This window comes from Kutzneria chonburiensis (assembly GCF_028622115.1).
Lineage (GTDB): Bacteria > Actinomycetota > Actinomycetes > Mycobacteriales > Pseudonocardiaceae > Kutzneria > Kutzneria chonburiensis.
In genome coordinates this window covers 1,337,771-1,362,563 of record NZ_CP097263.1, presented here as the reverse complement: position 1 = coordinate 1,362,563, position 24,793 = coordinate 1,337,771, and the positions used below count along the sequence as shown (strand labels likewise).

The 24,793-nt window shown below is 69.9% G+C and carries 24 protein-coding genes and 1 pseudogene; 11 read left to right on the top strand and 14 right to left on the bottom strand.

Going from position 1 to position 24,793, the window contains the following annotated elements:
• The first annotated feature begins 13 nt into the window (after positions 1-13).
• From M3Q35_RS06515 to M3Q35_RS06505, 3 genes and pseudogenes are all read left to right on the top strand, one after another.
• On the top strand, positions 14-1,495 hold the full coding sequence (locus tag M3Q35_RS06515) for a beta-N-acetylhexosaminidase (RefSeq protein ID WP_273940738.1): 1,482 nt from the start codon (positions 14-16) through the stop codon (positions 1,493-1,495).
• Positions 1,492-1,635: pseudogene (locus M3Q35_RS06510) on the top strand (GntR family transcriptional regulator); the annotation flags it as partial. The gene M3Q35_RS06515 and the pseudogene M3Q35_RS06510, both read left to right, overlap by 4 nt.
• A gap of 125 nt (positions 1,636-1,760) precedes the next feature.
• Positions 1,761-2,207 (top strand): GntR family transcriptional regulator, encoded by a 447-nt coding sequence (locus M3Q35_RS06505; RefSeq protein ID WP_273940737.1) that lies wholly within the window; start codon positions 1,761-1,763, stop codon positions 2,205-2,207.
• A gap of 130 nt (positions 2,208-2,337) precedes the next feature.
• Here the strand turns inward: M3Q35_RS06505 and M3Q35_RS06500 are convergent, their stop codons facing one another.
• The gene (locus M3Q35_RS06500; protein ID WP_273940736.1) at positions 2,338-2,994 is read right to left on the bottom strand and encodes a hypothetical protein; all 657 of its coding nucleotides are present in this window, start codon (positions 2,992-2,994) and stop codon (positions 2,338-2,340) included.
• Between the two features lie 52 nt (positions 2,995-3,046).
• Between M3Q35_RS06500 and M3Q35_RS06495 the strand changes: the two genes are divergently transcribed.
• Entirely contained in the window at positions 3,047-3,808 is a 762-nt protein-coding gene (locus M3Q35_RS06495) for a cyclase family protein (protein WP_273940735.1), read from the top strand.
• Positions 3,805-5,418: a thiamine pyrophosphate-binding protein gene (locus M3Q35_RS06490; RefSeq protein WP_273940734.1), complete on the top strand. Its 1,614-nt coding sequence runs from the start codon at positions 3,805-3,807 to the stop codon at positions 5,416-5,418. Before M3Q35_RS06495 ends, M3Q35_RS06490 begins: the two co-directional genes overlap by 4 nt.
• Here the strand turns inward: M3Q35_RS06490 and M3Q35_RS06485 are convergent.
• The 7 genes from M3Q35_RS06485 to M3Q35_RS06455 all read right to left on the bottom strand — a co-directional run bounded on the left by M3Q35_RS06485 (position 5,412) and on the right by M3Q35_RS06455 (position 10,158).
• Positions 5,412-6,575 carry an MFS transporter gene (locus M3Q35_RS06485; RefSeq protein WP_273940733.1) on the bottom strand — a complete coding sequence of 388 codons (1,164 nt, stop codon included), beginning with the start codon at positions 6,573-6,575 and terminating at the stop codon, positions 5,412-5,414. The two genes, M3Q35_RS06490 and M3Q35_RS06485, sit on opposite strands and share 7 nt — an antisense overlap.
• Positions 6,572-7,126, bottom strand: coding sequence for a TetR family transcriptional regulator (locus M3Q35_RS06480; RefSeq protein ID WP_273940732.1), 555 nt, complete (start codon positions 7,124-7,126; stop codon positions 6,572-6,574). Before M3Q35_RS06480 ends, M3Q35_RS06485 begins: the two co-directional genes overlap by 4 nt.
• A gap of 38 nt (positions 7,127-7,164) precedes the next feature.
• Positions 7,165-8,469, bottom strand: coding sequence for a hypothetical protein (locus M3Q35_RS06475; RefSeq protein WP_273940731.1), 1,305 nt, complete (start codon positions 8,467-8,469; stop codon positions 7,165-7,167).
• A 191-nt stretch (positions 8,470-8,660) separates the two neighbouring features.
• Positions 8,661-9,116, bottom strand: coding sequence for a pyridoxamine 5'-phosphate oxidase family protein (locus M3Q35_RS06470; RefSeq protein ID WP_273940730.1), 456 nt, complete (start codon positions 9,114-9,116; stop codon positions 8,661-8,663).
• Entirely contained in the window at positions 9,113-9,448 is a 336-nt protein-coding gene (locus tag M3Q35_RS06465) for a DUF3040 domain-containing protein (protein ID WP_273940729.1), read from the bottom strand. The genes M3Q35_RS06470 and M3Q35_RS06465 overlap by 4 nt, the downstream gene beginning before the upstream one ends.
• 85 nt (positions 9,449-9,533) lie before the next feature.
• On the bottom strand, positions 9,534-9,800 hold the full coding sequence (locus M3Q35_RS06460) for a hypothetical protein (protein ID WP_273940728.1): 267 nt from the start codon (positions 9,798-9,800) through the stop codon (positions 9,534-9,536).
• 103 nt (positions 9,801-9,903) lie between these two features.
• The gene (locus M3Q35_RS06455) at positions 9,904-10,158 is read right to left on the bottom strand and encodes a hypothetical protein (protein ID WP_273944757.1); all 255 of its coding nucleotides are present in this window, start codon (positions 10,156-10,158) and stop codon (positions 9,904-9,906) included.
• On the opposite strand from M3Q35_RS06455, the gene M3Q35_RS06450 reads away from it, so the two are divergent.
• A complete protein-coding gene (locus tag M3Q35_RS06450) occupies positions 10,043-10,795 on the top strand; it encodes a S1 family peptidase (RefSeq protein WP_273944269.1) in 753 nt (250 codons plus the stop codon). The two genes, M3Q35_RS06455 and M3Q35_RS06450, sit on opposite strands and share 116 nt — an antisense overlap.
• Here the strand turns inward: M3Q35_RS06450 and M3Q35_RS06445 are convergent.
• Positions 10,758-11,687, bottom strand: coding sequence for a helix-turn-helix transcriptional regulator (locus M3Q35_RS06445; protein WP_273940727.1), 930 nt, complete (start codon positions 11,685-11,687; stop codon positions 10,758-10,760). The genes M3Q35_RS06450 and M3Q35_RS06445 overlap by 38 nt on opposite strands.
• Positions 11,688-11,823: 136 nt before the next feature.
• On the opposite strand from M3Q35_RS06445, the gene M3Q35_RS06440 reads away from it, so the two are divergent.
• Positions 11,824-12,840: a zinc-dependent alcohol dehydrogenase family protein gene (locus M3Q35_RS06440; RefSeq protein ID WP_273940726.1), complete on the top strand. Its 1,017-nt coding sequence runs from the start codon at positions 11,824-11,826 to the stop codon at positions 12,838-12,840.
• Between the two features lie 43 nt (positions 12,841-12,883).
• On the opposite strand, the gene M3Q35_RS06435 is transcribed toward M3Q35_RS06440, so the two are convergent.
• The gene (locus tag M3Q35_RS06435; RefSeq protein WP_273940725.1) at positions 12,884-14,641 is read right to left on the bottom strand and encodes a M1 family aminopeptidase; all 1,758 of its coding nucleotides are present in this window, start codon (positions 14,639-14,641) and stop codon (positions 12,884-12,886) included.
• 139 nt (positions 14,642-14,780) lie between these two features.
• A complete protein-coding gene (locus tag M3Q35_RS06430; RefSeq protein WP_273940724.1) occupies positions 14,781-15,680 on the bottom strand; it encodes an EamA family transporter in 900 nt (299 codons plus the stop codon).
• 42 nt (positions 15,681-15,722) lie between these two features.
• Here M3Q35_RS06430 and M3Q35_RS06425 point away from each other — a divergent pair, with 42 nt between their 5' ends.
• Positions 15,723-16,229 carry a MarR family winged helix-turn-helix transcriptional regulator gene (locus M3Q35_RS06425; RefSeq protein WP_273940723.1) on the top strand — a complete coding sequence of 169 codons (507 nt, stop codon included), beginning with the start codon at positions 15,723-15,725 and terminating at the stop codon, positions 16,227-16,229.
• Positions 16,230-16,291: 62 nt separating this feature from the next.
• On the opposite strand, the gene M3Q35_RS06420 is transcribed toward M3Q35_RS06425, so the two are convergent.
• Both M3Q35_RS06420 and M3Q35_RS06415 read right to left on the bottom strand, forming a co-directional pair.
• The gene (locus M3Q35_RS06420; RefSeq protein WP_273940722.1) at positions 16,292-16,993 is read right to left on the bottom strand and encodes a GNAT family N-acetyltransferase; all 702 of its coding nucleotides are present in this window, start codon (positions 16,991-16,993) and stop codon (positions 16,292-16,294) included.
• A gap of 38 nt (positions 16,994-17,031) precedes the next feature.
• Positions 17,032-17,952, bottom strand: a complete 921-nt coding sequence (locus tag M3Q35_RS06415) for a helix-turn-helix transcriptional regulator (RefSeq protein WP_273940721.1) — start codon at positions 17,950-17,952, stop codon at positions 17,032-17,034.
• Positions 17,953-18,017: 65 nt separating this feature from the next.
• Between M3Q35_RS06415 and M3Q35_RS06410 the strand changes: the two genes are divergently transcribed.
• Both M3Q35_RS06410 and M3Q35_RS06405 read left to right on the top strand, forming a co-directional pair.
• Positions 18,018-18,428, top strand: coding sequence for a nuclear transport factor 2 family protein (locus tag M3Q35_RS06410; protein ID WP_273940720.1), 411 nt, complete (start codon positions 18,018-18,020; stop codon positions 18,426-18,428).
• A gap of 159 nt (positions 18,429-18,587) precedes the next feature.
• The gene (locus M3Q35_RS06405) at positions 18,588-23,552 is read left to right on the top strand and encodes a leucine-rich repeat domain-containing protein (protein WP_273940719.1); all 4,965 of its coding nucleotides are present in this window, start codon (positions 18,588-18,590) and stop codon (positions 23,550-23,552) included.
• Here the strand turns inward: M3Q35_RS06405 and M3Q35_RS06400 are convergent.
• Positions 23,549-23,755 carry a hypothetical protein gene (locus tag M3Q35_RS06400; protein ID WP_273940718.1) on the bottom strand — a complete coding sequence of 69 codons (207 nt, stop codon included), beginning with the start codon at positions 23,753-23,755 and terminating at the stop codon, positions 23,549-23,551. The two genes, M3Q35_RS06405 and M3Q35_RS06400, sit on opposite strands and share 4 nt — an antisense overlap.
• Here M3Q35_RS06400 and M3Q35_RS06395 point away from each other — a divergent pair.
• Positions 23,750-24,790 carry an aminotransferase-like domain-containing protein gene (locus M3Q35_RS06395; RefSeq protein ID WP_337960628.1) on the top strand — a complete coding sequence of 347 codons (1,041 nt, stop codon included), beginning with the start codon at positions 23,750-23,752 and terminating at the stop codon, positions 24,788-24,790. The genes M3Q35_RS06400 and M3Q35_RS06395 overlap by 6 nt on opposite strands.
• Positions 24,791-24,793: the final 3 nt, after the last annotated feature.

Genomic DNA, 24,793 nt, shown 5'->3' with positions numbered 1-24,793 from the left:
CAAGGGTCTTGACATGACCAATGGTCAGCCGTCAGCCTCGTCGGCCATGGGGTCGACCGCGATCATTCCCCGCCCGTCGCTGACCGAGCCGCGACCGGGCTCGTTCCTGCTGCGGCCCGACCTGCGGGTCAACTGCGGGCCCGGGGCCGAGCGGGCCGGCGAGCTGCTGGCCGGCTATCTCGGCCTGCGCGGCGGGGCCGGCCACGCCCCGACGATCTGGCTCGAGCTGACCAGCCGCGGGCCCGAGGGCTACCAGCTGGATATCCGACCTCGGCAGGTGATGCTGACCGCGACCACCGAGGCCGGCCTGCTGCACGGCGTACAGACGCTGCGAATCCTTGCGTTGCAAGGGAATCTGCCGTGCCAGCGGATCAGGGACGTGCCGCGGCTGCCGTGGCGGGGCGTGTTGCTGGACGTGGCCCGACACCATATGCCGCTGGAGTTCCTGCACCAGTTCGTCGACATCCTGGCCCTGCACAAGCTGAATGTGCTGCACCTGCACCTGACCGACGACCAGGGCTGGCGGATGGAGATCGCCGGCTGGCCGCGGCTGGTCGACGTCGGCGCGTGGCGGCCGGAGAGCCAGGGCGACGGCATACCCCATGGGGGTTACTACACCCAGGCCGAGCTGCGGGAACTGGTACGTTGCGCGGCCGCTCGCGGCGTCATGATCGTGCCGGAGATCGAGATGCCCGGGCACGTGCGGGCCGCGCTGGCGGCGTATCCGGAGCTGGGCAATTTCCCCTCGCGGCCGCAGCCCGTCTGGACGAATTGGGGCATCAGCGAGGACATCCTCGGTGTGCACGACACCGCGTTGGCCTTTTGCCGCGAGGTGCTGCGGCAGGTCGCCGATGTGTTCCCCGCCCCGTACGTGCACATCGGCGGCGACGAGTGCCCGACGACCCAGTGGGCCACCGCCCCGTCCGCGCTGGCCCGGGCCTCGGAACTCGGGTTCGACGATCCCGGCCGGCTGCACGGCTGGTTCCTCGGGCAGATGCGGGACACGCTCCGTGAACTCGGCCGGACCGCCGTCTGCTGGGCCGAAACCCACCCCGGCGGCATGCCCTCCGGCCTGGTCGCCACCGCCTGGCGGGACGCCGCCCACGGCGCCGCCGCCGTCCGCGACGGACATCAGGTGATCATGGCCCCGCACCGGTCGACGTACCTCGACTACGCCCCGTCGGCACCGTCCGGCCCGTCCGGCTTCGTCACCACCTTGGCCGACGTCTACCGCTTCGATCCGCTGGCCGGGCTCCCCGCCGCCGTCGGCTCCGCTCCCGGTGTGCTCGGCACGCAGGCCCAGCTGTGGACCGAATACGCCCCCACCCCCGACCACGTGCGGCGCTTGGCCTTCCCGCGCCTCTGCGCTTTCGCCGACGCCGCCTGGCGGCGTACCGCCCCCGACTACGATGACTTCCGGCGTCGGCTGGCCGTGCACCTGGACCTGCTCGGCTCCTTGAACGCCCTGCCCACAACCTATGCCGAGGCTCCGTGACCACTGCCTCTTCACCCAAGCGTGACGTCGTCCGACAGCACATCCTCGGGTTGATCGAGAACACCCGCCCCGGCACCGGCTTGGCGTCCGAGCGTGAGCTCGCCCAGCAGCTCGGCGTCTCCCGGCCGACCGTGCGGGCCGCCCTCGACTCCCTCACCCGGGACGGTTTCCTCGTGCGGCAGCGGGGTCGCGGCACGTTCACCAGTCCCCACAAGATCACCCAGGAGCTCGCCGGCGGCATGGCTTCGCCGCCCGCCGAGGGCTCTTGGACCAGCTCCGTCATCTCCTTCGCCGTCTCCCCCGCCCTCCCCCGCTCGCCGCCCGCCTCGAGCTCTCCCCCGGCGACCCTGTCCTTCGCGTCACCCGCGTCCGCCTCGTCGACGACGAGCCCATCGCCATCGAGCGCCTCGACCTGCCCTCTTCCGTCGTCCCCGGCCTTGCTGCCGCCGACATGGAATCCGGCAACTTCTACCAGCTCCTTCGCACCCGCTTCGGCGTCTCCGTGGCGTCCGCCGTGCAGAGCATCGAGCCGTCGTTCACCAACCCCGAGCAGGCCGACCTCCTCGACGTCCCCGTCTATTCCCCGCTGCTGGCCATCGAGCGCACCACCCGCGACACCACCGACCGGATTGTCGAGCTCACCCGGTCCGTGTACCGCGGCGACCGCTACCGCATCACCTCGACCTTGCGGTTCGACGACACCTCGGGCTGACCAGGCTTCCGCGGTGACTGTGAACGAAGCCTGCTGGCTCGACACCGGCAGCGAGAGCCTCATGCTGCACATGGCCTGCCGACGCCATCACGGAGCTCGAGGTCGTGGGCCTGGACACGGTCCGCCGGCCCTAGTTCCGCTTCACGAACTCCAACAGCGGCTTCATCACGGACACGTCCACGCCGGTGCTGCGCAAGGCCATGATGATCTGCGCGGCGCGACGGTATTCCTGCTCGTCGGCCATGCGGTAGCCGCCGGGCTGGAACTGGACGACGGGAATGGTGGTGGGCCGGACCCGCACGTTGGTCTCGTCACGCCAAGCCCGGCACTCGGCCTGCTGCCCCTTGGCGTCAACCCCGGTGACCCAGACGAAACGGACACGCCGGGAATCCTGGTCGTCCTCGACCCACAGGGTGTTGGGCGAGATCGACACGACCGGGGCGGCCGGCGGCGGAGGCGGGGCGGCCCGGCGGCCCAATCGCGAAGGCTGCGCCAGCGGCTGGGAGACGGGCTGGCCGACGGCCGCCCCGACCAGCACGAGGTCGAGGTCGGCGGCGGCCCGCAGCAGGGTGCTGTAGTCGACCTGCCCGTTGACCGCCTGGATCTGGGCCACGAGGGTACGGGCCAGGTCACCGGCCGGATGCGGCCCGAGGCCCCGGTCCAGCACCTCGACCTCGGCGGCCGCGTTGTCCAGGGCGTCGGCCAGCCGGCGGAACTCCTCGGCCGCCCGGCGGACGGGCGCCTGCACGGCCCGGCGGAACGGCCCGGTCGTGTTGTCGATGGTCATGGCCCCCAGGTTAGGCAAGGATCGGCAGGGTCGGAGAATCGAGGAGGCAATGATGTCCCTGTTGACCGACCTGGTGTCCGCGCTCGCCAGTGGCGGCGTGCGAATCGTGGACCTGACCGCGCCGCTGTCGGCCAGCACACCGGTGCTCCAGCTGCCGGAGCCGTTCGCCAACACGATCAGCTTCCGGCTGGAGGAGATCAGCCGCTACGACGACCGGGGCCCGGCCTGGCACTGGAACGACATCCACACCGGCGAGCACGTCGGCACGCACGTGGACGCGCCGATCCACTGGCTGACCGGCAAGGACGGCATCGGCGTCGACGAGATCCCGCTGCGCAGCCTGGTCGCGCCGGCGGTGGTGCTGGACGCGACGGACAAGGCGGCGGACCCGGACTTCCTGCTGGGCATCGACGACGTGCGGGAGTGGGAGGGCCAGCACGGACCATTGCCGGACGGCGGCTGGCTGCTGTACCGGACCGGGTGGGACGCGCGGTCGGGTGACCAGGAAAGCTTTCTGAACGGCCAGCACAGCCCGGGCGTGTCGCCGGAATGCGCACGGTGGCTGGCCGAGGAGACGCCGATCGTCGGCTTCGGCGTGGAGACGGTCGGCACGGACGCCGGGCGCGCGGCCGAGCTGGAGCCGATGTTCCCGTGCCACAACCTGCTGCTGGGCGCCGGCAAGTTCGGGCTGACGCAGCTGCGCAACCTTGCCGAGCTGCCGCCGACCGGGGCCGTGCTGGTGGTGTCGCCGCTGCCGATCGTCGGCGGCACGGGCAGCCCGGCCCGCGTGTACGCCTTCGTGGAGCAATCGTGATCGTGGCCGAAGCCGTCGGGAAGGCGCTGGCTCAGGCGGGCGTCGGCCCGGTGTTCGGGGTGGTCGGCAGCGGGAACTTCCACGTGACCAATGCCTTGCGGGACAACGGAGTCCCGTACTACGCCACCCGGCACGAAGGCGCGGCGGCGACAGCGGCCGATGCCTGCGCGCGGATGAGCGGCCGGGTGACGCTCGTGTCGACGCATCAGGGCTGCGGGCTGACCAATGCCATGACCGGCATCGGCGAGGCGGCGAAGAGCCGCACGCCGATGATCGTGCTCGCCGCCGAGTCGCCGGATTCCGATCCCCTCAACAACTTCCGGATCGATCAGGACGCGCTGGCCCGCTCGGTCGGGGCGGTGCCGATGCGCATCACCGACCCGACAACAGCTGTTGTCGACGCCGTTCGCGCGGTGCAGACAGCCTGGTTCGAGCGGCGCACGGTCGTGCTCAACCTGCCGGTGGACGTGCAGGCGATGACCGGCGCCGAGGTGAAATCCGTTGCACTGCCGGCGTTTCCACGTCCGGCCGAGCCTGATGTCACGGAGTTGGCCGCCTTGATCGCCGACGCCGAGCGGCCGGTGTTCATCGCCGGCCGTGGTGGCCGCGGGGCCGCCGCGGAGATCCGCGCCCTGGCCGACACCTGCGGCGCACTGCTGGCGACCTCGGCTGTCGCGCACGGCCTGTTCCACGAAGACCCTTGGGCCCTGGGCATTTCCGGCGGTTTCTCGTCGCCGCTCACCGCCGAGCTGATCCGGGACGCCGATCTGCTCGTCGGCTGGGGTTGCGCGCTGAACCGGTGGACCACCCGGCACGGCAAGCTGATCGGCCCGTCGACCCGACTGGCCCAGGTCGACCTGGATGCCGACGCCCTCGGCGCACACCGGCCGATCGACGTCGGCGTGGTCGGCGACTCCGCCGCCACCGCCCGTGCCGTTGTGGCGCAGCTGAACCAGAAGGCCGGCTACCGCTCGCCTGAGATCCGGGCCCGCATTGCCGCCCGGGCCCGGTGGTCGGCGGCCGACTTCACTGACGCCTCGACCGCCGAGCTCATCGATCCCCGCACGCTTTCCCTTGAGCTGGACCGGATTCTGCCGGCCGAGCGGATCGTGTCCGTCGACTCCGGCAACTTCATGGGCTATCCCAGCGCCTACCTGGCCGTGCCCGACGAGTTCGGGTTCTGCTTCACGCAGGCGTTCCAGTCCATCGGCCTCGGTCTGGCCACCGCCATCGGCGCGGCGATCGCCCGCCCCGACCGGCTGCCCGTCGCCGCGCTCGGCGACGGCGGCTTCCACATGGCCGCCGGCGAGCTGGAAACCGTTGCGCGCCTTGACCTTCCCCTGGTGGTCATCGTCTACAACGACGCCGCCTACGGGGCCGAGGTGCACCACTTCGCCGGCGACCACAGCACCGTCCGCTTCCCGCCCACCGACATCGCCGCCATCGGCCGCGGTTTCGGCTGCACCGGCCTCACCGTGCGCACCCTCGACGACCTCAAGCCCGTCCACGACTGGCTCGCCGGCCCCCGCGAGACGCCGCTGGTGATTGACGCCAAGATCATCGAGGACGGCGGCTCATGGTGGCTGGCCGAGGCCTTCCACGGTCATTGAGGCTGGTGGGCCTTGCCGCGGATCGCCAGGGCGGCGGCCGCGAGCACGGCGACGACGACCGCGGCGGCGATGGTCGCGGTCGACACGCTGACCAGCCGTGCCGTCGTACCCGCGGCGATGGGCGCGACGGCCAGGCCGGTGGTGTAGGCCAGGTTGTAGAGGGCGTACGCGGCACCGTACGCCGGTGGGCTGGTGTGCTCGGCCAGCACGCCGATCAGGACCAGCGTGGGCGCGAGGATGAGCTGGGCGCCGAAGTCGACAACGAGCACGCCGGCAATGCTGATCAGCGTGGATCCCATACCGGCCAACAGGAATCCAACCGCGGCGACAACCGCGCCGATGGCCGCCGTCGGGGCGGGGCGCAGCTTGTCGGCCCACAGGCCGGCCAGCGGCGCGCCGAGCGCGCCGACCACCGCGCCGCCGCTGAACACCAGGCCGATGAACGTCGAGTCGAGGCCGAGCGTGCCGAGATGCAACGGCAGGATCGGCTCCAGAAAAGCGATACTGCCCGCACCGACGGCCGTCAGCAGCACAAGCAGCGGCACATTGGGTCCACTAAGGACTGTCCTTAGTGGAGTACGGTTTTCCGGCACCTCGATCGGCTTGATCAGGATCATCCGTGCAACGGCGTCGCCGGCGGCCAGCACGGCCACGACCAGAAACGGCGCCGCGGTACCGAAAGCGTCGGCCAACGCACCGCTGACGCCCGGGCCGAGCAGCACCCCGACCCCGACGGCCGACAGCGCCAGACCCATCACCCGCCCGCGCCGACTGACGTCATGCGTGGCCGCGATCAGGGCCAGACCGGCGATCCACGACATGGCCGCCGCGATTCCCTGCGCCACCCGGGCAATGAGCAGCACGGCCAGACTTCCGCCGGCCAGGCCGGCGAACAACGCGGTCGTGACGGCGAGCCCGACCAACCCGGCCAGCATCGCCGGCCGCGGTCCCGCCCGGTCGACCCAGATGCCCACGAAAGGCGTCGCCACCAGCAGCGCCACCGCGTAGGCCGCGAACAGCAGCCCCGAGATCAGCGCCGAGCCGTTGACCGCCGGCAATCGCGGCAGGATCGGCACGATCGACCCGTACAGGAACATGTCGACGCCCAGCGCGATCGAGGTGACCGCCACGGCCGCGCCCGGTTTTGTCGTGTTCACAGCATCCCCCCGAGCAGTGATTCGATGCCGGCCGGATCGGCCGCCGGCAGCAGACCGGGGTCGGCCGCCGCCAGCATCGCCGTGCCGCACAGCCAGGCCAGCAGCGATGCCGCCGCGGCCGGCGACACCACCCGGGCCAGCCGCTGCTGCCAGTCGTACAGGCCTTCGATCTTGGCGGTGTCGTCCATGCCGTCGGGCATCGGATTGCTGCCGTTCATGGTGATCGCCAGCAGCGCCCGGAACCGCTCGTTCTCCCGCAGGTCACGCAGCCAGGCCAGCAGAAACGCGGTCAGGCGGGCCCGCGCCGGGCCCTCGCCGTCCAGCTCGGCCCACACCGACACGGTCAGCGCGTCCCACGACTCCGCCAGAATCGCGCCGTACAGCGCCATCTTGTCCTCGAAGTGGTGGTACACCGCCCCTCTCGTCACGTTCGCGCGGGCCGCGATGTCCACCAGCCGCGCGTTCGCCACCCCCGTCTCCGCGAACACCAGCAAGGCCGCATCCATCAGGGCCGCCCGCGTCCGGGCCGACTCCTCCGCCGTTCGCCGCATGGGCTATTCATACATGCATGTACGTATCTAAGGCAAGCTCAGGCCACCCAGCGCCCGGTGACGAAGTACGCCGTGAACAGGCCGAAGAAGGCGAGGCTCAACACCAGCAGCAGCTGCCGCGGCCGGTTCCGGCCCGCCAGCAGCCCATAGGCGACGGCGACCGGGAACGCGCCGGCCAGATGCCGGGTGATCGACAGCAGCGGCTCGCCCTCCGGCGAGGCCACGGTGATGGTCATCAGGAAGACCGCGGTCGTGAACAGCGAGTACTCCACCGGCATCCGCCGCCAGGTCAGCGCGACCGCGATCAGCGGGACGGCGATCCACACCAGCTCCCACAGCGAGTCGGTGGGATTGCTGCCCGCGATGGTGGTGCTGTGGATCACGACGTCCACTGCCCGCACGATCGGCTGCCACGGCCACTGCGTCGTGCGATGCCAGTAGTCGGTCTGCCACCGGACGAAGGCCAGCGGCTCGCCCCACTTCACCCACAGGTAGGCCATGTAGAGCCCCACCCCGGCGGGGACGAGGGCGGCGGCGCCGACGATCTTCAGCTTGGCGCCGAGGTCACGGGGCGTGAACAGGCCTCGGAAACCGTAGATGCGGACGAGGGCGACGGCGAAGACGATCACGAGCAGCACGGCGTTGGGACGGGTCAGCGCGGCCAGCAGCCCGCACAACCCGGCCAGCCACCAGCGTTCCCGGCGCGCGAACAGGAAGACCAGCAACGCCAGCGGGAGGAAGAGCACCTCGCCGTACCCACTGGCATAGAAGATCGCGAAGGGTGAGAAGGCGAAGAAGAACAGCGTCCACCGGGCCACCCGGTCGTCGAACTGCTCGCTGATCAGCTTGTAGAGCAGCCAGTAGGTCACCAGCGTCAGCACCGCGGCCAGCGCGAGGCCGACGTAGAAGGCATGCCAATAGGTGCGGCCGAACGGGGTGGACAGCCAGCCGAGCAGCTTGGGCCACAGCGGAAAGAACGCCACCGCCTCGGGATACTCCCCGTTGAAGCGGCTGCCGTCGGCCGCCCACCGCGCGGGAAGGTGCGGATCCCAATAGCCGTGCGCGGCGATCTGCAGGTAGTAGCCGACATCGAAGTGCCGCCAGGTCTTCACGCAGTCCACCGGCTGGGAAAGGCATTGAAAGCCGCCGGGACCGCCCTTGCTGGTGGCGACGAAAGTGATGAACACCAGCATCACGCGGCTGAGCAGAAACGCCCACAGCGCCTCGCGCCAGGCCGTGCTCAGGCGGTGCCACCAGCTCAGCGGCGCTGTTCGCCGGGGTCGAACGGGTTCGAGAAGGTCGGGCGACGCGCTCGGCGGCGACTCGACGCGCGTGGCGGTCATCGTGGAACTCCGGAGTCAGCCGGCTTCGATCTTCGTGACGCACCGAGACGTGACAACTCATCCCCCCGTGAAGAAACCACCACACCGGCGCAATTCGTACATCGGCGCCAGGCGCGATGGTACACATTCCCGCCCGTCGGACTGCTCGGCCCGCTCAACTCCAACGAGTGATCACCCGCGGCCGCGAGGCGCTACTCCCGCTCGACGCGCCGCAGGCCGGCCTCCGGTGTCCACCACTCGACGACCAGCAGCGTCGCCGCCTCGTTCAGCCGGGTGTGCACGACCTCGCCGATGTCGGCCCGGAACTTGTCGCCGTCCGGCCCCTCGGTGACCGGCCCGGCCGGCTCGGCCCGCCCGGCGATCTTGACCTCGCCGGGCCACGCCGCCTCCTCGCCGTCGACCGGGTCGACGGTGGCGCCGTGCAGCGCGAACCGGGGGTCGCGGCGCAGGTCGGCGCCCTTGCGCGCACCGGCCATGGAGCCGAACACCAGCTCGCCGTCCTCGAAGACGACCTCGATGCCGGAGATCCGCGGCGAGCCGTCGGCCCGCAGGGTGGCGATGGTCTTGTGCCGATGCGCGTCGAGCAGCGCCCGCACGCGCCGGGCGAACTCGGGCGCGGCCTGTTCGACGTCCCGCCAAGCGGTCATAGGCCCCAGGATCGCGTGCGCAGCGGCGCATCGCCAGTGCTGTCGGCCAGCAGGAACGCCAGCGCGCCGGTCAACGCCGTCACGCCGACGACCACGGCGGCCGCTGCCCCGACGCCCATCAGCGCATCACTGGCCGCACCCACCGCCGCCAGCACGAAGCCCGCGCCCATCACGACCAGGCACCACAGTGTCTTCCGCCCCGGCGGCCGGGTCCGCGCCGGCTCCAGGAACAGCCCGCCGAGCTGCCGGAACACGGCGTCACCGGCCAGCGACCGGTCGAGCCGGGCCAGGCACCGCCGCTGCCGGGCGGACAACGCCTTGGTCTCGTCCATCACGCCTCCCACCAACACCTTCACCCTGTGTGGCGCCCCGGTCACAGCGCCGGCGTCGAACGGACGGCAGCTCCGACCCTTCCGGTCAGTCCTCCAGCGGCAGCACGTCGATGATCAGCGCCGCCGGCACCAGCTCGACGGTGCCATCGGTCCGTCGCACCGGGATCCATCGCTCGCTGGTGCCCGGATCCAGCACGGGGACGTCGCTGGTGGTGCCGGTCCGGACGGTGCCGACCGGGTAGCGGCTGGGGTCGAAGTAGGCCACCACGGCCCCGGCCGGCGGGTGGTGCAGGTCCTCGTCCATGGCCTCGGGTACCCGGTCGCCGCCGGACAATTCCGCCGGGGAGGACATCGGCGTCCACTAACGGCCGGCGGTTGTCCGTTCGGGAACGTTCGTCCGTGAAACAAGTCGCACATTCGCGGATGGAGACAACCTTTTCCGCGACTCGTACGTATCAAGCTGACATGAGCACGCTTTCGCGCCGGCCGGCGCCCGTGCGCCTGGGGGCCATCGCGGCCGCGGCGGTACTCGGTGCCGGTGTCGCCTGCGCGTACACCGTGACGGAACGATCACCGACAGTGCCGCGTAACGCCGTGCTCACCAGCGGTAGTGCCGCCCAACGGCCGCGGGTGGTCACGGTGCCCAGCACCACGACGACCACCACGAAGCCGGGCCCCTCGGCCGTGCTGCCATTTAACGCCAAACTCACGTCGCAGGACATTCCCACTCCTGGCGGCGGGTTACGCAGCGGCGCGTGCAGCGGTTCACTCATTGCCCCGGAATGGGTGGTCACGGCCGGGCATTGCTTTCACGATGTGAATGACACGCGCATCGGCGGTACACCCCAATACCATATGACAGTGGTATTGGGAAAGCTCAAGGACAGCGATCCGGGTGGCGAGTCGGCACAGGTCGTGGACGTTCGACAGTCCCCGGTCAACGACCTGGCCGTGGTCAAGCTGGACCGGCCGATCACCGACATAACGCCTTTGGCGTTAGCCAACAAGCCGCCGACGGTCGGCCTGCCGCTCCAGTTCGCCGGCTGGGGTTCGACCTCGCCGACCGTGGTCGCCCCGTCCGATCACCTCAAGCGCGGGCAGTTCCGGGTGGCGGTGCTGCACAACACCGTGCTCGACGCCGAGCCCACCGTGGCCCGCACCGTCGAGAACAGCCCCTGTCCGGACGACTCCGGCGGCCCGTTCTTCGTGTCCGCCGACAACGTGACCGGCACGCTGGTGGCCATCGTCGACAACGGGCCGGCCTGCCCGCAGCCCGGCCTCGAGGTCGTGGCCCGGGTCGACGTCGTGTTCAGCTGGATCCACCAGCAGATCGACCCGCCGCGGTGAGCCCGGTCGTGGTCAACTCGGTCGCGGCCCAGCTGGCCAGCAGTCGCATGGCCTCCGCCGAGGACGAGCCGGGCTCGGCGGCGTAGACGTCAAGGACGAGGCCGGCGTCGCTGGTGAGCTGCATGACCTCGTAGGCCACCACCACCTCGCCGACAACGGGGTGGTGGAACCGTTTGGTCCCGGTGCTGTGCAGGCGGACGTCGTGCGCGGCCCAGAGGGTACGAAAATCCTCGCTGCGCGTGCTGAGCTCCCCGACCAGGTCGGACAGGCCCTTGTCGTGCGGGTCGCGGCCGGCCTCGGTGCGCAGGATGGCCACCGCGGTGTGGCAGAACTTGCCGTGGTCGGGCGTGAAGTCGGGGGCAGCCGGGTCCAGGAAGCCGAACCGGGCCAGGTTGGGCGGAGTGACCTCGCTCGACCGCGTGGGACTGTCGAACACCGGCGACCACAGGGCGCGGGCCAGCAGGTTCGTGGCGAGGATGTCGAGACGGCCGTTGCGCACGAACGCAGCAGTGGTGGTCATCGAATCGAGGATCTGCTGCACGACCGGCGTGACCCGATTCTGGCGGCGGCGCGACACGCCCGGCCGACCGTGGGGACGACCGGCCGCGTTGGCGGCCCGAGCGAGGTCGAACAGATGGACCCGCTCAGCTTCGTCGAGTTGCAGCGCGCCGGCGACGGCGTCGAGCACGCTGTCCGAGACGCCGGCGAGATTGCCCTTCTCCAGCCGGGTGTAGTAGTCGGCCGACACGCCGGCGAGCATCGCGACCTCCTCGCGGCGCAGGCCCGGCACGCGGCGGTTGCCGCCGTACACGGTCAGGCCGGCCCGCTCCGGCGTGATCTTCGCCCGGCGCGTGACCAGGAAGTCACGGACGTCGGTGCTCTTGGCGCTCATGGGAGTCAACGGTACGGCCGGCCGGCCCGCGGTGGGGGGTTCTGTCAGAACCCTGAACGACCCGACCTCCCGCGATGCCGCCGCCGAGTGTTCCATCGAGACGTAGCGATCCGACGATACGAGGAGCACTCACATCATGCGCGGAGCTGTCATCCACGGCCCCGGCGACGTCCGCTTCGAGGCGCGCCCCGACCCGGTGGTCCAGGCGCCGACCGACGCGATCATCCGGCTGTCCGCGGCCTGCGTGTGCGGGTCGGACCTGTGGGAGTACCGCGGCATCAACCCGATCACCGGGCCGACGCCGATGGGTCACGAGTACGTCGGCATCGTCGAGGAGGTCGGGGCCGAGGTCACCGGCATCACGCCGGGCCAGTTCGTGGTCGGCTCGTTCTTCGCCTCCGACAACACCTGCGAGATCTGCCGGGCCGGCTTCCACACCTCGTGCCGGCACCGTGAGTTCGTCGGCGGCACGCAGGCCGAGTTCCTGCGGGTGCCGCTGGCCGACGGCACGCTGGTGGCCACGCCGGAGGTGCCGTCCGACGACCTCGTGCCGAGCCTGCTCGCGGCCTCCGACGTGCTCGGCACCGGCTGGTTCGCCGCCGTCGCCGCCGGTGTGCAGCCCGGCGCCACGGTGGCCGTGGTCGGCGACGGGGCGGTCGGCCTGCTCAGCGTGCTGGCCGCCCGCGAGCTGGGCGCGGAGCGGATCATCGCGATGAGCCGGCACGAGTCCCGGCAGAAGCTGGCGTTGGAGTTCGGCGCCACCGACATCGTCACCGAACGCGGCGACGCCGGCGTGGCGGTGATCAAGGAGCTGACCGACGGACTGGGCGCGCACAGCGTGATCGAGGCCGTCGGCACGCAGGAGTCGATGATGCAGGCCATCCGGTCGGCCCGCCCGGGCGGCGCGGTCGGCTACGTCGGCGTCGCGCACGACGTCGCCCTGCCCGGTGAAGAGCTGTTCTACTCGCACGTCCAGCTGCTCGGCGGCCCCGCGCCGGTGCGGCGCTTCCTGCCCGACCTGGTCGACCGCATCTGGCGGGGCACGATCGACCCGGGCCGGGTCTTCGACCTCACGCTGCCGCTGGCCGACGTCGCCGAGGGCTACCGGGCCATGGACGAGCGCCGGGCCGTCAAAGCGTTGCTACGCCCGTGAAAGCACGGAGTCCCTGCGCAGTGCGCAGGGACTCCGTGGTGGGTCAGCCTTCCACGCGGTGCGAGGTCCAGAACGACGTGAGGTCGGTCGAGCCGGCCGCCGCCTGCGCCGCGGCCTTGAACTCGGCCACCGTGGACACGCCGTACCAGTGCGACTGGGCGTACGACTTGAGCAGGTTGGTCATCGCCGTGTCGCCGATCAGCCGCCGCAGGTCGTGCAGCGTGCACTTGCCGTAGTTGTAGACCACGGTGGAGTACCGGGACGAGTGCGCGTCCCAGTAGGCCATCGAGTTGGTCAGCTTCTCGGCGCTGGACGCCCAGGAGATCGAGCAGCCGGAGCCGGTCACGCCGCGGTAGAGGTCCGTTGCGTAGTCGGTGAAGCCCTCGTCCAGCCACGGCGAGTTGTACTCGTCGTCGCCGACGATGCCGTAGAACCACTGGTGCGCGATCTCGTGCGGCAGGGCCACGTTGGACACGAGGTCCATGACGAAGCCCGGGTATTCCATGCCGCCGAACCAGAAGTTGTTGTCGATGACGGCATCCAGCTCGCCGTACGGATAGTCGCCGAACCGTCCGGAGTGGACGTCGACCGCGTCGGCGGCCAGGTTGAGCATGGACGTGGCGCTGCTGCTGGAGATCCCGCTGACCGAGTAGACGTTGACCCGCACGCCCTTGCCCGAGGTCTTGCTGATCTTCGCGAAAGGCCCTGCGGCCCAGGCGAAGTCACGGACCTTGGCCGCCACCGCATGGGTGGTCGTGGTGCTGCCGCTGGTGGTCTCGGTCGAGGTGCCGGTGGCCGGCGTGAGCAGACTGGTCGGGTGCACCAGGGTCACGTCGAAGTCGCTGATCACCGTGTAGAACGACTCGCCGTTGTTGGTGTACGGGTCCAGGTGCCAGCCCGAGCCGTCGCGCACCGCCAGCACCGGCAGCGCGTTGCCGATCATGTTGAACCCGCCGTCGTTGCCGAACCGGTCGGCCCCGCTGGGCACCACGATGCTCAGGTCGAACGCGATGGTGGCCGACTGGTTCTGCGCCAACGGGGTCGGCAGCGTCACCTTCATCGCGGTGCAGCCGACGGTCAGCGCCGACGCGGTGCCGCCGGTCAGGTTGGTCACCGTGATCGGCGTCGACGGGCAGGAGCCGTGGTAGTTGTCCCACAGCCGCAGGTACACCTCGGGCAGCGCGGTGGCGGAGCCGTTGGTGAAGGTGACGCTCTGGTGCCCGGTCCAGGTGTCGCCGGCGCTGTTGGACGTCAGGTTGACCGTGTAGGCCGGGTTGATCGGCGTGCGGGTCGAGTCCGGCGGGGGCGGCGGGTTGCCGGTGCCGGTGGTCAGGGAGAAGTCGTCCAGCGCGAAGTTGGTGGCCAGGCTGGAGTCCTCGCGGCCGGTCAGGGTCAGCGTCACCGTCTGGCCGATGTACTTGGAGACGTCGACACTGCGCTGCACGTAGCCGGTGTTCTTGTCCAGGTTGGAGTAGCTGGCCACGGTGTCGGAGCCGATCTGCACCGCCAGCGTGTCGTACTTCGTGCTGGAGGTCGTCTCCTTGGTGTCGATGTGCGACCAGAAGGTCAGCGTGGCCGACGAGCAGCCGCTCGGCACCGTCACCGACTGGGACAGCGTGTCGGTGTGCGTGACGCCGGTGCCGTCCAGCCGGGCGAGGCGGGTGCCGCCGTGCGCCGGCTCGGCCGTCGTGCCGGCCACGATGGCGGCGGTGGAGCCGGTCCACGGCGCGGTCCCGGTCTCGAAGTCGGCGTTGCCGATCACCTGGTCACCGCAGGCCGCGGCCTGTGCGGGCGGGGTCACCGCCACTAGTCCGAATAGCCCGACCGCCAGCGAGAGGGCAGCAGGGATTGCCCGGCGTCTCATGGGGATTCCTTTCGTGGCCCCGCCCGTCGGGGCCATCGACAGGTTCCCGGTTGCCCGTACGGCCATCAACCCGCCATCAGTACTGTTTCTGCCCGATGGGGGACAAAAGGGTTTCCTTGCCGAACAGGCGCTTCACCACCGGCTGTCCCAGCAGCAGACCGACCAGCACCAAGGCGATTCCCGCCACCTGTTGCCCGGTCAGGCCGTCGCCGGCGACCAGCGTGCCGAGCAGCACGCCGGTGACCGGGTTGAGCAGCCCGATCAGGCCGACGGTGCCGGCCGGCAGGTGCTTGAGGCCGGCGAACCAGGCGGCGAAGGCGATGGCCGTCGCGACCACGGTGACGTACGCGAAACTCAGGGTCGCGTTGAGGCTGAGGGCGGGCGGGGCGCCTTCGAACAGCACGGCGAACGGGAGCAGGAGCAGACCGCCCCACGTGAGTTGCCACGACGTGGAGGCCAGCACGTCGACTTCGCCGGCCCAGCGCTTGGCCAGGATGTATCCCAGTGAGGACAACGCCATCGCGGCGATCGAGGCAAGCACGCCGACCAGGTCGACATGAGCCGCTGAGGTCGCCAGCATGAGGCAGGCGCCGCCGATGCCGATCACCGCGCCGATCAGGGCGGCCGATCCCGGGCGCTCGGCGTTGATCAGCCAGGCCAGCAGCATCAGCATCACCGGCGAGGTCGCCATGATCATCGAGGCCAGGCTGGTCGGCAGGGCCTGCGCGGCGAGGTAGACCAGGGTGAAGAAGACGCTGGTGTTCAACCCGCCCAGCACCAACGACTTCCACCACCAGCTGCCTTTCGGGCGTTGACGGGCCACCGCGAGCAGCAGCAGTCCGGCCGGCAGCGCCCGGAACACCGCGCCGTACAACGGATATCCGGCCGGCAGCTGCTCGTGGGTGACGAAGTAGTTGGTGCCCCAGGCCACCGGCGCGATCGCCGCCACCAGGCTCCACTTCACGGTAGCTTCCATGGAAGCTACTTTATACCTTCCCGGGAAGCTATCCTAGGCGCTGTGACGCAGCAGCCTCTGGACCACGTCGGCCGGATCCAGGCCGAATGGCATCGCGAGCGGCCCGATCTCGACGTGTCCCCGCAGGGCGTGATCGGCCGCCTGCACCGGATCGGTGTGCTGCTGTCCGACCAGCTCAACGCCGTGTACCAGCGGTTCGGGCTGTCCGAGGGCGAGTTCGACGTGCTGGCCGCACTGCGCCGGGCCGGCGACCCGTTCGAACGCGCGCCCGGCGAGCTGGCGGCGTTCACCATGGTCACCACCGGGGCCATGACCAAGCGCCTCGACCGCCTCGAAACCGCCGGTCTCGTCACCCGGCGTCCCAGCGCCGCCGACGGCCGCGGCCGGGTCGTCGCCCTCACGCCGGCCGGCCGTGCCCTCATCGACGAGGCGTTCGCCGCCCACATGCGCAACGAGCACCGCGTGCTGGCCGACCTCTCCCCCGCCGAGGCCACGCAGCTCGAGGAACTCCTCACGACCTGGCTGGCCCGTCTCGAACCCCCGCGCTAAACCTTGATCAAGGGACCGATCCTCGCGTCCAACGTCAGGAAGGACCCCTTCCTGACGTCCCGTCAGCCCACCTTCTCCAGCGAGCCCACCCGCGTCACCTTGAACACCGGGCGGCGGTGCAGCCGGAAGCCCAACGCCTCGTACAGGCGGATCGCGTTCTCGTTGGTCGCGGTGGCGTGCAGGAACGGGATGTCGCCGCGGTCCTTGATGCCGGCGACCACCGCCTGGACCAGCCGGGCGGCGTAGCCCTGCCCGCGGTGGCCGGGGTCGGTGCAGACCGCGCTGACCTCGGTGAAACCCGGCGGGTGCAGGCGCTCGCCGGCCATCGCCACCAGCGCGCCGTCGCGGCGGACGCCCAGGTAGGTGCCCAGTTCGACGGTGCGCTGGAGGAACGGCCCCGGCTGCGTCCGGGCCACGAGGTCGAGCATCTCCGGCACGTCGGCCGGCCCGAGCCGTACGGCCTCGGGGTACTCGACGCCCACGACCCCGTCGTCCACCAGCTGCACGGCCGGGAACTCGGCCACGACCTCCCAGTCCTCAGGCGGCGTGACCGACCCGGCGGTGAGCACGACTTCCGCACCGGGGCCGGCAAAGTCGGCCAGGTCACGCCACGCCGCCTCGTCCGGCCGGTCGGGCAGCGCCATGAACGGGGCCACGTCGGGCTGGTAGCGCAGCACCTGCCCGTGCTGCTCGGCGAACCGCGCGTGCGGGCCGCTCAGCGAGCTGCGGACCGGGTTGTCGAGGACCGAGAAGTCGACCGTCATGACCGGATCATGTCCGACGGGTGCCGCGTTATTCCCGGTCAGCCCGTCAGGGCGGCCAGCTGCGCCTGAAGACGCTCGCGCAGCGCCGAGCGGAGTTCGTCCGGCGCCAGCACCGTCAGCGGCGTGGCCAGCTCCAGCAGCCGCGTGGCCAGCGCGTCGATATCGGTGCCGCCGAGAGTAACGCGTGTACCGTTACTTTCGGCTTCGTGCACGCCCGAGCCCGGCGGGATGAGCTGCTGTGCCTGGCCCATCGACATCGGCAGGTAGATCGTGGCGTACACCGGATAGTGGCTGGTCAGCATGTCCGCGACCATGCGCGCCGCATCCGGCGGATCGGCAATCCGCGCCGGTGAGCCAGTTCGGTGAGCTTCGATGACCCGATCAGCCCGGAACGTGCGCCACTCTCCGGCCGACAGCGCCACGAGGTACCAGCGGTTGCTGGTCCGCACCAGCCGATACGGCTCGACCTCGCGCGTACTCTGCCGGTCGTTGCGATCCCGGTACGCCAGCCGGAGCCGCTCCTGATACCGGCACGCGCTCGCCAGCTCCAGCAACACCCCCGACGACACCGGATCCGGCGTTCCCTGCGGCGTATGCACAAAGGCATCGGCAAACCGCCCCAGCCGGTCGGCCACTCGTCGAGGCAGCAGCCGTTGCAGCTTGAACAACGCCGACAACGCCGCTTGATCGCTGCCCAGCGTTCCCTTCAGCGCCACTTCCCGCAGCGCCACCGCCACCGCCAGCGCTTCGTCGTCGTCCAGACTCAGCGGCGGCATCGCCGTGCCGGCGGCGAGGCGATACCCACCCCACGGCCCCGCATCCGATTCAATCCCGTAGCCCAGCTCCCGCAGCCGAGCCACGTCCCGCCGCACCGTCCGCTCGGTCACCTCGAGCCGTTCCGCCAGCTCTCGGTTCGTCCAGGACGGGCGGGTCGACAGCACGGACAGCAGCCTCAGCACCCGGTCCGACGGTCCCGCCATGACCAGGACAGTATCTGACCTGGTCACGTCCTACCGTCAGATCCATGGACGACTACACCGCACTGGACCCTTTCTTCGACGTCATCCGCCAGGGCCTTCTTGGCCAGGTCGACGGCGCCCACTTCTTCGATTTCTTCGCCGAGGACGCCGTCACGGAATACGTCGTCACAGTCCCCGGCTACCCCCGCCGCATCGACAGCCGGGCGGCGCTCATGGAGCTCTATCGCCCTTACGGCGACTCCATCCGCCTCTCCCGCGGCGACGACCTTCGCGTCTACCGCGATCCCCAGCAGCACGTCACCGTCTTGGAGTACCGCGTCCAGGGCACCCTCGTCGCCACCGGCGCCCCGTACGAGAACCGCTTCGTCTCCATCATCACCGTGCAGCAGGGCAAGATCACCCATTGGCGAGACTACCTCGACTCCTTCGCCGCCGTGAGCGCTCTCAGCGGCTGAGCCACCCGGGCGAATCCGCCGCATACCACCGACACCGTCCACCCCCGGTGCTTCACTACCGATCATGATGGTTGGTCCCGAGGCCGCGAACCGCCGCATCGACGAGGCCCTGGCCGCTCAGGCCACTTCCTCGACCTCAGCGACCTGCACCTCGCCGAGTTGCCGCCCCGCGTCGCCGAGCTCACGTCGCTCACCAAGCTCGACCTCCAGACCAACTACCTGCGCGCCCTCCCCGAGTGGCTCGCCGACCTTCCCCTCACCGACCTCCGCCTCGGTGAGAACCGCTTCCGCGCGCTGCCGCCCTGGATGTCACGCCTCACCGGCCTCCGCCGACTCGATCTCGACAACAACCGCCTCACCGAGTTACCCCGGTGGATCGCCGACCTCGACCTCAGCAATCTCTACCTGGATGCCAACCGCTTCGCGGCGTTGCCCGAGTGGCTCGGCACCATGACCGGCCTGACCACCCTCCACCTCAAGACCTGCGGACTGACGGCCGTACCGGACTGGTTGGCCAACCTGACCGGCCTGACCGAGCTCGACCTCGGCCGCAACCGCCTGCGTGAACTCCCCGACTGGCTCGCGGGGTTCGACCTCACCAAGCTGTACCTGCAAGACAACCAGTTCGCCGCGCTACCCCCGTGGCTTTCCGGTTTCGCTCTCACCGAGCTGTACGTCGGCGAAAACCAGCTACGGCACCTCCCCGACTGGCTCGGCAACTTCACCGCGCTGACCGAACTCGGCATCGGCGACTCAGGCTTGCGGGCACTACCGGACTGGGTCTCCGGTCTGCGCGGACTCACCCGGCTCGACCTGGAAAGCAACCACCTCTCGACGCTGCCGGCCTGGCTGGCCGACATGCCGGCGCTGGCCGAACTCGACCTCGACTACAACCGGTTGACCGTGCTACCGGACCTCCCCTCGGGCTTGACGTCGTTGAGCGTCGACGGCAATCGCCTTGGGGCCGTGCCTGACCAGCTCGGCGCGCTGACCGAGCTGACCGAACTCGGTCTCGGCTGGTGCCGGCTGACCGAGGTGCCCGCCTGGATCAGGGACCTGTCCAGCCTGGAAATGCTGCGGCTGCACCAGAACCGGCTGACCGCGCTGCCGGACTGGCTGGCCGACCTGACCACGTTGGATTCGCTCTGGGTCAACGACAACCGCCTGACCGAACTCCCGTCGAGCCTCCGCCGGCTGCCGAACCTTCGCCGCCTGTACGCCCAGGGGAACTCGTTGCGCGGCGTGCCGGACTGGCTCGGTGAGATGACCGCGTTGAGCTCGCTCGCCATCAGCGACAGCCACCTGACCGAGTTGCCACCGTGGCTCGGCAACCTGACCGGGCTCAGCGTGCTCTGGCTCAGCAACAACGAGTTGCGCGAGCTGCCGACCGACTTCACCGCCCCGCCGCACCTCAACAACCTGCGGATCGACGGTAACAAGCTCACCACGCTGCCGCGCTGGATCGGCGACCTGGACGACCTGACCAGGCTCGATGTGGAGACCAACCCGCTCGGCGACCTGCCGGCCTGGATCGGCGAGATGACCGGGCTGACGCACCTGTTCCTCGGCGAGTGTGGTCTGACCGCGGTTCCCGACCGGCTGGGCAACCTGACCTCGCTACGGTGCCTGCGCCTGCACGTCAACGCGCTCCGCGAGTTGCCGGACTCGCTGCGGCAGCTCGGTAGACTGACCGAGCTGTGGATCAGCCAGAACGAATTCGAGACCGTGCCCGAGCAGCTGCACGGAATGACCGAGCTGCGCATGCTGGCGTTGAACAACAACCGGATCGCCACGCTGCCGGACTGGCTGGCCGGTCTCACCGAGCTCAGGAAGCTGTGGCTGAACCACAATCCGCTGTCCGTGCTGCCTGACGGAATGCGCGAGCTGACCCTGCTGACCGAGCTGGCCGTCGAGGGCTGCAAGATCCACGAGCTGCCCGAGTGGCTCCGGGACCTGCCTCGGCTGTCGGCTCTGAACGCTCATTCCATCGGCGTCGACCACGCGCCGGAGTGGCTCGGCAGCATGACCAGCCTGACCGAACTGTACCTGGGCGGAAACGGTCTCACCGCGCTGCCCGAGCAGCTGGCCGACCTTGATCTGCTGGCCCGGCTTTCCCTGTCGGGCAACAAGCTCACGTCGCTACCCGAGTGGCTGCGGCGGGCCGAGCTCACCGGGTTGTGGATCACCGACAACCCGATCCCCGAGCTGCCGGACTGGTTGGGTGACCTGACCAGCCTGACCGAACTGGAATGCGACAACACGGGGCTCACCCGCCTGCCGGCCTGGATCGGGGGCCTCACAGCCCTGACCTACCTGTCAGCGCGCGGGAACCGGCTTCAGACGATCGACGTGGATTTCACCCGGCTCACCTCGCTGACGCTGCTCGACCTTACCGCGTGCGCCCTCGTGGAACTCCCCGACAGCCTCGGCGAGCTCGACGGCCTCCGAACGCTGTTGCTCAACGACAACTTCCTCGGCCGTCTGCCGCACTGGCTGACCGGGCTGACCCAACTCCGAGCCCTCCACGTGGCCGGGAACCTGCTTTCCACACTGCCCGAGGACATCGGCCACCTGACCGAACTCTCCGCCCTCTCGGTCACCGACAACGACCTCACGTCGCTGCCCGCAAGCTTCTGCCGGTTGACCGATCTCCAGACCTTGATGCTCGCGTCCAACCACCTGGCAGAGCTACCCGATGACTTCGGCAGTCTGACCAAGCTGACCGAGCTGTTCCTCGGCGGCAACCAGCTCGAAGCGCTGCCGGCGACCATCGGCCTCCTGCGCGACCTCAAACGGGTGTACCTCAACGACAACCTGCTGACCGGACTGCCCGACAGCATCGCCGAGCTGCGTTCCCTCGTCACGCTTCAGGTCGGTGGCAACTGGTTGCGCGCATTGCCCGACTGCCTGGTCGAACTGCCGAACCTGGTCGACCTCATCGTGACCGGCAATCCGTTGGTGAGCCCGCCGCCGGAGGTCACTGCCGGCGGATCCGAGTCCGTGCTGGAGTTTCTGCGCGAAAGGACTCGGGGCAGTGAGGCGCAGTGGGTTTCCAAGCTCCTCGTGGTGGGCGAAGGGGGTGTGGGCAAGACATCCCTCGTGAAGGCGCTGGCTGAGGACGATCACGACCCGAAGGAGCCGTCGACGCATGGCCTGTTGATCAGGGATCTCGAGCTTGATCACCCGAGTCAGGACGTGCGAATGCGGTTGAGTGCGTGGGACTTCGGGGGTCAGCAGATCTACCATGCCACGCATCAGTTCTTCCTGACCAACCGGTCGTTGTTCGTGCTGCTGTGGAACGCGCGGCTGGGGTGGGAGCAGGGGAAGCTGCACTACTGGCTGGACATCATCACGGCCCGGGCGCCGGAGTCGCCGATTGTGTTGGTGGCTACGCACATCGGGGATCGGCCGGTGGATCTGCCGCTGGCGGAGCTGAGGAAGAAGTACCCGAACATCGCCGACAGTGTGAGTGTGGACAACGCGTCGAGGGATGGGGTTGCGGGGCTCCGGGAGCTGCTGGGAAGGCAGGCGGCGGGGCTGCCGCTGATGGGGGCGGAGTGGCCGACGACGTGGCTGGCGGCGGCGGATGCGTTGCGGGCCACCAAGGAGAATCACATCACGCCGGCGCGGATGTGGGAGATCATGGCGGCGGCGGGGGTGACGGACACCCGACGGCAGAGCTTCATCGCCCGAGCCCTGCACGAGCTGGGCGACATCCTGTACTACGCCGAGGATCCGGAGCTGAGCGAGATCGTGGTGCTGCGCCCGGCCTGGGTGAACGACTACATCAGCCGGGTGCTGGACAGCGCGGAAGTTGCTGGCAAGCATGGATTGTTGACGCGCGAGCACCTGAATGCGTTGTGGCGGGACCTTGATCGCGGAGTGCGCGACCACTTCCTTGGCATGATGGACAAGTACGACCTGTCCTACCGGGTGGATCCGTCGAAGCCGGGTGACCTGAGCCTTGTGGTCGAACGGCTGCAATGGGATCCGCCGGACTACCACCCGGAGTGGGACGAGATGCGGCGGCAGCCGAACGCCCGTGAGATCAAGGTGGTGTACCAGCTCAACACGACACCGCCGGGCATCCCGACCTGGTTCATCGCCCGCTCGCACCGGTTCAGCCGCGGCGTCCACTGGCGTACGGGTGCGCTGCTCGGCCACAGCGACGGCGAGCACCTGGCGCTGGTCAGCGCCGACCGCCAGCGCAATGTCGTCGAGCTGGCGGTGCGTGGCCCGTCGCCGGCGGGCTTCTTCATGGTGCTGGACGACGGCCTGAACCTCACCCTGGAACGCTTCCCCGGCCTGCACATCACGCGTCGCGTGCCGTGCCGCTGCACCGAGGACTGCCCGGAGATGTTCGACTACGAGAACCTCCGCAACCGGCTGGCCCTCACCCCGCCGCGATACGAGATCGAATGCCATCACTCGGCCAAGATGGTGTCGGTGCCGGAGCTGCTGCTCGGGCTGGCACCGTCCAGCCGATCCAGCATCGAGACCCTGCTTGAACAGCTCGGCGACCGGGTCGGCGAGCAGAACGACGTCATGCAGCGCATGTTCCTGCGCATGCAGCGCGGCTTCCAGAACCTGCACGAAGCCCGCTGCCCCAGCGTGTTCGCCATCGTGCCGGCCGACCGTCGCCGGATCACCGGCTCGGTGTACGAGATCCACCTCTACTGCGAGGAACCCGGTGCGTGGCATAGGTTGCCGGGCAACCAGGGCGTGTACGCGATCACCCAGCCGCGCGAGTGGTTCGTCAAACTGGGGCCACACCTGCAAACCCTGATCCGCGTCCTCAAACACGCCGCCCCGCTGGCCGGCCCGATTCTCGGTGTCGCGGTCGATGTCCTCAACCAGCAGGTCAAGTCCGACTGCGACCTGATGAAGGAGTTGGCCAACCAGCTGCCCAAGGACATCGACCACGACCGCACGCTGCCCGGCGACCCGTCCGGCGACACCGCCCCGACCGCGCATGCCAGTACCGAGGCCGATTTCCGGGCGCTGCGGGCGATGCTGACCAAACTCGACGCCGACGAGCAGTGGGGCGGCCTGTCCCGCTACGACACACCGGAAGGCCTCACGCTCTACCTGTGCGCCGAACACCTTGCGCAGTACCGGCCCTAACTTGGCCACAGGTCGGTCGACAGGTACTTCAGCCCGGAGTCCGGGACGACGACGGCGATCGTCGCCCCGGGCAGATCGGTGCGCAGCAGCCGCAAGGCGGCGAAAACGTTGGCACCGGCGGAAAAACCGGCGAAAATGCCTTCACGGGTGGCGAGCAGGCGGGCGGTGGCGCGGGCGTCGCGTTCAACGGCGGCTACCTGCACCCGTCGCTGCAACCCGAGCGGGCCCTCGGCGCTGCCGTCGCCCGCGCCGCCCGGCGCCCCGGCGCTTGGCAGCGGCCGCCGTTGGAAGGCTTGACGCCGCTACGCGCGTGGTTCGCCCGCGAGGTCGGCCTGACCCCGGCACAGGTGTTGATCACCGCCGGCGGCCAGGCCGCGTTGGCCACCGCCCTGCACGCCCTCACGCCACCCGGCTCGCCCGTGCTCGTCGAGTCCCCGACCTACCCCGGCGCACTCTCCGTCGCCCGGGCCGCCGGCCTACGCCCCATGCCGGTGCCGCTCGACCACGACGGCGTACGGCTCGACCTGCTCGAAGACGCCTTCGCCGCCACCGGCGCTCGGGTGTTCTACTGCCAGCCCCTGTTCCACAACCCCACCGGCACCGCGCTCGCCCCCGAGCGTCGGCAGCGGCTCGTCGAGATCGCCCATGCCGCCGGCGCTTTCGTCATCGAGGACGACTACGCGCGCCGCCTCGGGCACGGCCTCCCGCTGCCACCGCCGCTCGTCGCCGACGACCCGTACGGCACCGTCGTGCACATCAGCTCGTTGACCAAGCCCACCTCCCCCAACCTTCGCGTCGGCGCGCTCATCGCCCGCGGTCCCGTGTTCGAACGCCTGCGTTCCCACCAGGTCGTCGACACCTTCTTCGTTCCTCGGCCGCTCCAGGAAGCCACCCTCGACCTCGTCGGCACGCCCGCTTGGCACCGTCACCTCCGGGGCCTCACCGCCGCCCTTCGCGACCGCCGCGACGCCATGGTCTCCGCCTTGTACTCCCACCGCCTCGACGTCCGCTCCCCCGCCGGCGGCTACTACCTCTGGCTTCGGCTCCCTGACGGCACCGACGAGTCCACCTTCGTCACCGCTTGCCTCCGCGCCGGCGTCGCCGTCTCCCCCGGCCGCCCCTACTTCGCCGCCGAGGCCGCCGAACCCCACGTCCGCCTCAGCTACGCCGACATCTCCGGCCCCGACGAGATCACCGAGGGCATCGGCCGCCTGGCCGATGCCCTCGGACAGGCCTGAGGT